This window comes from Candidatus Woesearchaeota archaeon (genome assembly GCA_026394965.1).
GTDB lineage: Archaea > Nanobdellota > Nanobdellia > Woesearchaeales > 0-14-0-80-44-23 > JAPLZQ01.
Genome location: JAPLZQ010000034.1, coordinates 1 through 4,312 on the forward strand (window position 1 = coordinate 1; position 4,312 = coordinate 4,312).

Genomic DNA, 4,312 nt, shown 5'->3' on the forward strand with positions numbered 1-4,312 from the left:
CCCTGAAAAGCTTCTTGTCAAGGATTTTGGGGCTGACTCATTGAGTCTCATTGACATAATCATGGGCGCAGAGGACACCCTTGGGATAGAAATCGCTGACTCTGAAATTGAAAAATTGAAAACAGTCGAGGACTGCGTAAACCTTGCCTACGAAAAGATTTACAAGAAAAAGTAATTTTTATTTTTCCGGAGAAATTTTAATTTTATAGAGTATTAACTTGAAGAGTGAATAAAAATGAAAAAAAGTATAACTGAATTATACCAGGGGTTAATGACAGAAATGCAGGAAGATACAACAAAAGAGCTGATGGGAATGAAAAGCGAAACCCTGGATTCGCTTTTGTGCAGCTCCTGCCCCTGTCCAATGAATGAGAATCCGAAAGAGTGCAATAAGCTAATGCAGTTTGAGAGAACTGAAGACTATTTTGACACGGAAGAGGGAGAAATGAAGAACATGTTTTACCTGCGCTATATCTGCGGCTGCAAATTATCAGAATATCAGAAGAACCAAGAAAAAAAATAAATTATTTCTATTTTTCCGGAGAAACAGCGGAAAAGATTGTAAAGAATTTATTAAACTGAATATCCTTATTATTAACTGATTAAGTATAATAAATAGTTATACCAAAAGTTTTATATATAAACGGTGCTTGCCTTGAAAGAAATCATAATAGAAATCCATGCTGTCAAGCGCGCTATGGAGCGCGGCTTGAAATTCAATCTTGGCTATCCTGAAACTTTATCGCGTGTTTTTGAGGCGGCAAGGAAAGGAAGGATTGCCAGCAGGCATAAATCAAAGGAGAATACCATAAAGTGCCTTTACTTCAGCGACAACCTGACATTTTATGTTGTAGTAAATGAAAGAAAATCATGTATCTGGATAAAAACAGTAATCATTGAGGAAGGAAGAGAATGAAATGCGTCTGCGGTTCAGAAATGAAAAAGAAGGAAATAATGTTCAACGGCATTGAGACATATGCCTATGTATGCCCCAAGTGCAAAAAAAGGGTGTTCACAGAGGAGATGGCAATGTCAGCTGTCAATATTCTCGAATCAAAGCGCCTTAAAGAGGAGTATCGCAAGCGCCCGATAAAGATAGGGCACAGCTGGGGCGTAGTGTTTCCAAAAGATGTTGCAGAATTCTTCTCATTTGACAGCAAGGATGCAAAGATTGTGATAATGCCGAACATCAAGGAAAAAAGAGTTGAAATAATAAAAGCCAAATGAGTTTAAACCTCTTTTCTAATCTAATATACCTTTTGCTATACCGATATATTTAAATAGTATGTGATATTTAGAGCATAAGCAAGAACTATTCTCAAAGAAAAAAGGAGGTAATATGCTATGGCAGCAAAGAAACCAAAAAGATTCAAGTGCCCCAAGTGCGGCAAAGTAATCAGATTCGAGGACCTCGAGGAAGTAAAGGACACGAGAGCAAAGTTAATAACAAATTAATTTATTTTTTTACTACTTAATAGTAACGTTTATATAGTAGTTTTATTTATCTTTTTCTATGGAAGAAAAGCGCACTCTTGAGTCAAAAATAGAAGAACTCAGCATTAAGTTAAATGAAACAATGCTGGAAACAGACATAAATGATCCAAAATATCTTGAGAGCACAATAAATCTTGTTCTGACTTCTGTCAAAGACACTCTTAACTTCAATTGCGCTGAATTTTTAATTTTTAAAAACCTTGATGGCTCAATCCCAAAAATAAGCGAAATAGGAACTGACCCAAGAAAAAAAACAGATATGCGGCTTCATTGGATTACTGGAGTTGGATATGAAGAAAGTTATTATGCCCAATCTAATGTTTTTAATATAACTTCTCCTAAATTAAGGGGTTTACCATTCTCTTTATTTAATCCTCAATTTGATTTTGAACCGCTTATTCTTTATGATAACGAAAACGCAATGAAAGAATTAGAAATCAATGAAAGAATGAAAGAAGAATTCTTTCAACGAAACAGAGAACTTTATGAAAAAGAATGCAATCCTGAAGATTATCCACGCGGAGGATTCTCAGAATTTTTTTATCAGATATACATTCCAATTACTAGAAAAATTGCAGAAGGCAGAGAAATGATTGGATTAATGTGCATTGATTCTCCTTTAGATATTCCACTTAACGAGCCGCCGTCTCAGGAAAAAATGGATTCTGTTATGAGAATGGTAAAGCTTGCGCAGATCCCTATTATGAACGCTGCAATGGTTTACGAGCTTAAGACAACCAACAACAAATTAGAAACCACGTTAACGGAATTAAAAGATGCGCAGGCCACCATTGTTGAGCAAGAAAAGATGATTACTGAGCAGAGCATGGCCGGCGGATTTGCGCATGAGATAAGGAATGCGCTCTCCCCGATAAGCATCTATTGCGCGCTCCTTCTTGGCTCAAGCAAAAGAATCGGGCTTATAGATAAATTAGACCAATTGGAAAAATTAGATCTTCCAGAAGAATTAAGATCAGAATTAAGGGGAATAAAAACAGGAATAAAAGAAGATGTTCTTAAAATCAAGAATCAGGATGAGTATGCTCTTGATGTCACAGGCATGATTATGGAATACGGTAAGATTGAGAGCGAAAAGGCATTTGAGGAAATAAAGATATGTTCGCTTTTAGAGGAAATCATTGATTCTCATAAGGATCAGTTTAATGAAAAAGGAATCTCATTTTCCAATTCACCCAATTATGATGGGATAATTTACTCAAACCCGACTCAGGTAAGAGAAGTGATTGAAAACTTGATAATCAACTCAGAATACGCTGTTGAAAAATCAGGAAAGAAAGAGATTTCGCTTGCTGTAGAATATCTGAAAGATGGCGACAGCAGGTACAATCATGGAAACTCAGTCAGGATAAGTGTTTCTGATTCAGGATGCGGGATTGAAGATGCAATAAAGGACAAGGTTTTCATGCCTTTTTTCACAACACGTCCGGACAAGAAGGGCGCGGGATTGGGGCTTCCCACTTCAAGAAGGATTGCCAAGCTTTATGATGGTGATTTGCTTTTTGAAAGCGAGCCTGGAAACACGATTTTCACGCTTTATCTTCCAGTTGGAGAAAATAAATCTGTTGAGGTGAAGAGCGATGCAAGATAAAATCTTAATCATAGATGACAGCCCTGCAAATCTCGACAGCTTAAAAGAGCTTTTCAGCGCTGATTATATTGTGGACACTGCAAATTCAGCAGATGAAGCAATAAGCAAGGTAGGGAATGCTTCTTACAAGGTTCTTATTATGGATGTAAAAATGCCTGAGATGGACGGGATTGAGCTTTACAGGAAGCTGAAAATGAAAGACAATAGCTTCAAGGCAGTATTTTACAGCGCTTTTCCAGGAGAATACCAGAAAGCAAAGGAGTGCAGCGAGCTTGGGCTTTATGTCCGGAAAGGAAAAATAGAAGACCTTGAGGCACTGATTTCAGCAGTTGACACTCTTGCAAGGGGCGGTGCCTAAATGTCGCTTGACACTATTCTTGTTGTGGATGATGAGGCATCCCAGAGAGATGCGCTTTCTGATTTCTTTACAAGCATTTCTGATTATGAGGTTCTTACAGCATCTTCAGGAGACGAGGCAGTTGAGCTTCTTAAGAAGAGAAAAAAGGCAGGCGAAAAGACAAAGGCAGTTATCATGGATATTAAGATGCCTGGAAAAAACGGGCTTGAGGCAAGCCTTGACATCAAAAATGAAGTTGACAGGAATATTCCAGTCATATTCAACACTGCGTTTCCTGATGAGTTCAGCGAGTCAATTCTGCGCGACAAGTTTCTTTTCTTTGCCTATCAGACAAAGGGAGATGACCTTGATGAATTATCCGCGAAAGTTGAGCGCGCAGTAAGGCATTACAACCTCATGAATGAGACAGTTGACTCCTATGAAAATGACTTAAAATCATTTACAGTAAAGAATTGCGCATTGCTTTCTTCAAAAAAAGGCTCATCTGATATTGTAAGAGAGCTTTTGGAAAATCACAGGGGAAGGCCTGATGCTTTTCTTTTATCAATAGTCAATAATATTCCTTATACTGAGAAAGTTAGGTTCATAGACGGAACTTTAAAACTGCCTGATGGGCTTGAAGAAGGGAATGAAGAGAATCCTTCCAAGATTGTGTGCTACGGCTCATTGAGCAGGTATAAAAAAGAGGTTTTTGAGTCCTTGATTCCCTGCGGGCAGGCGATATTTGTTGTAGGGCTTCCCAATATGAGCAAGGATGATAAGCTTGCAGTTAAAATGCGCCTTAACGAACAGGGTTTCATTGTTGAGAAAATAACTGAATCAGGGGACAAGAAGATTGTGATTGAGGCAAG

At 37.9% G+C, this 4,312-nt stretch carries 6 protein-coding genes; all 6 read left to right on the forward strand.

Features of this window, described 5'->3' with window-relative positions; genetic code table 11:
* The first annotated feature begins 271 nt into the window (after positions 1 to 271).
* Positions 272 to 523 carry a hypothetical protein gene (locus tag NTV63_01510; GenBank protein MCX6709616.1) on the forward strand — a complete coding sequence of 84 codons (252 nt, stop codon included), beginning with the start codon at positions 272 to 274 and terminating at the stop codon, positions 521 to 523.
* Between the two features lie 132 nt (positions 524 to 655).
* Positions 656 to 916 carry a hypothetical protein gene (locus NTV63_01515; protein MCX6709617.1) on the forward strand — a complete coding sequence of 87 codons (261 nt, stop codon included), beginning with the start codon at positions 656 to 658 and terminating at the stop codon, positions 914 to 916.
* Positions 917 to 936: 20 nt separating this feature from the next.
* Positions 937 to 1,227: a hypothetical protein gene (locus NTV63_01520; GenBank protein ID MCX6709618.1), complete on the forward strand. Its 291-nt coding sequence runs from the start codon at positions 937 to 939 to the stop codon at positions 1,225 to 1,227.
* Between the two features lie 286 nt (positions 1,228 to 1,513).
* Positions 1,514 to 3,103: a HAMP domain-containing sensor histidine kinase gene (locus NTV63_01525; protein MCX6709619.1), complete on the forward strand. Its 1,590-nt coding sequence runs from the start codon at positions 1,514 to 1,516 to the stop codon at positions 3,101 to 3,103.
* Positions 3,093 to 3,461 (forward strand): response regulator, encoded by a 369-nt coding sequence (locus NTV63_01530; GenBank protein MCX6709620.1) that lies wholly within the window; start codon positions 3,093 to 3,095, stop codon positions 3,459 to 3,461. Before NTV63_01525 ends, NTV63_01530 begins: the two co-directional genes overlap by 11 nt.
* Positions 3,462 to 4,312, forward strand: an 851-nt coding sequence (locus NTV63_01535; GenBank protein ID MCX6709621.1) for a response regulator, incomplete at its 3' end; no start/stop codon positions are given.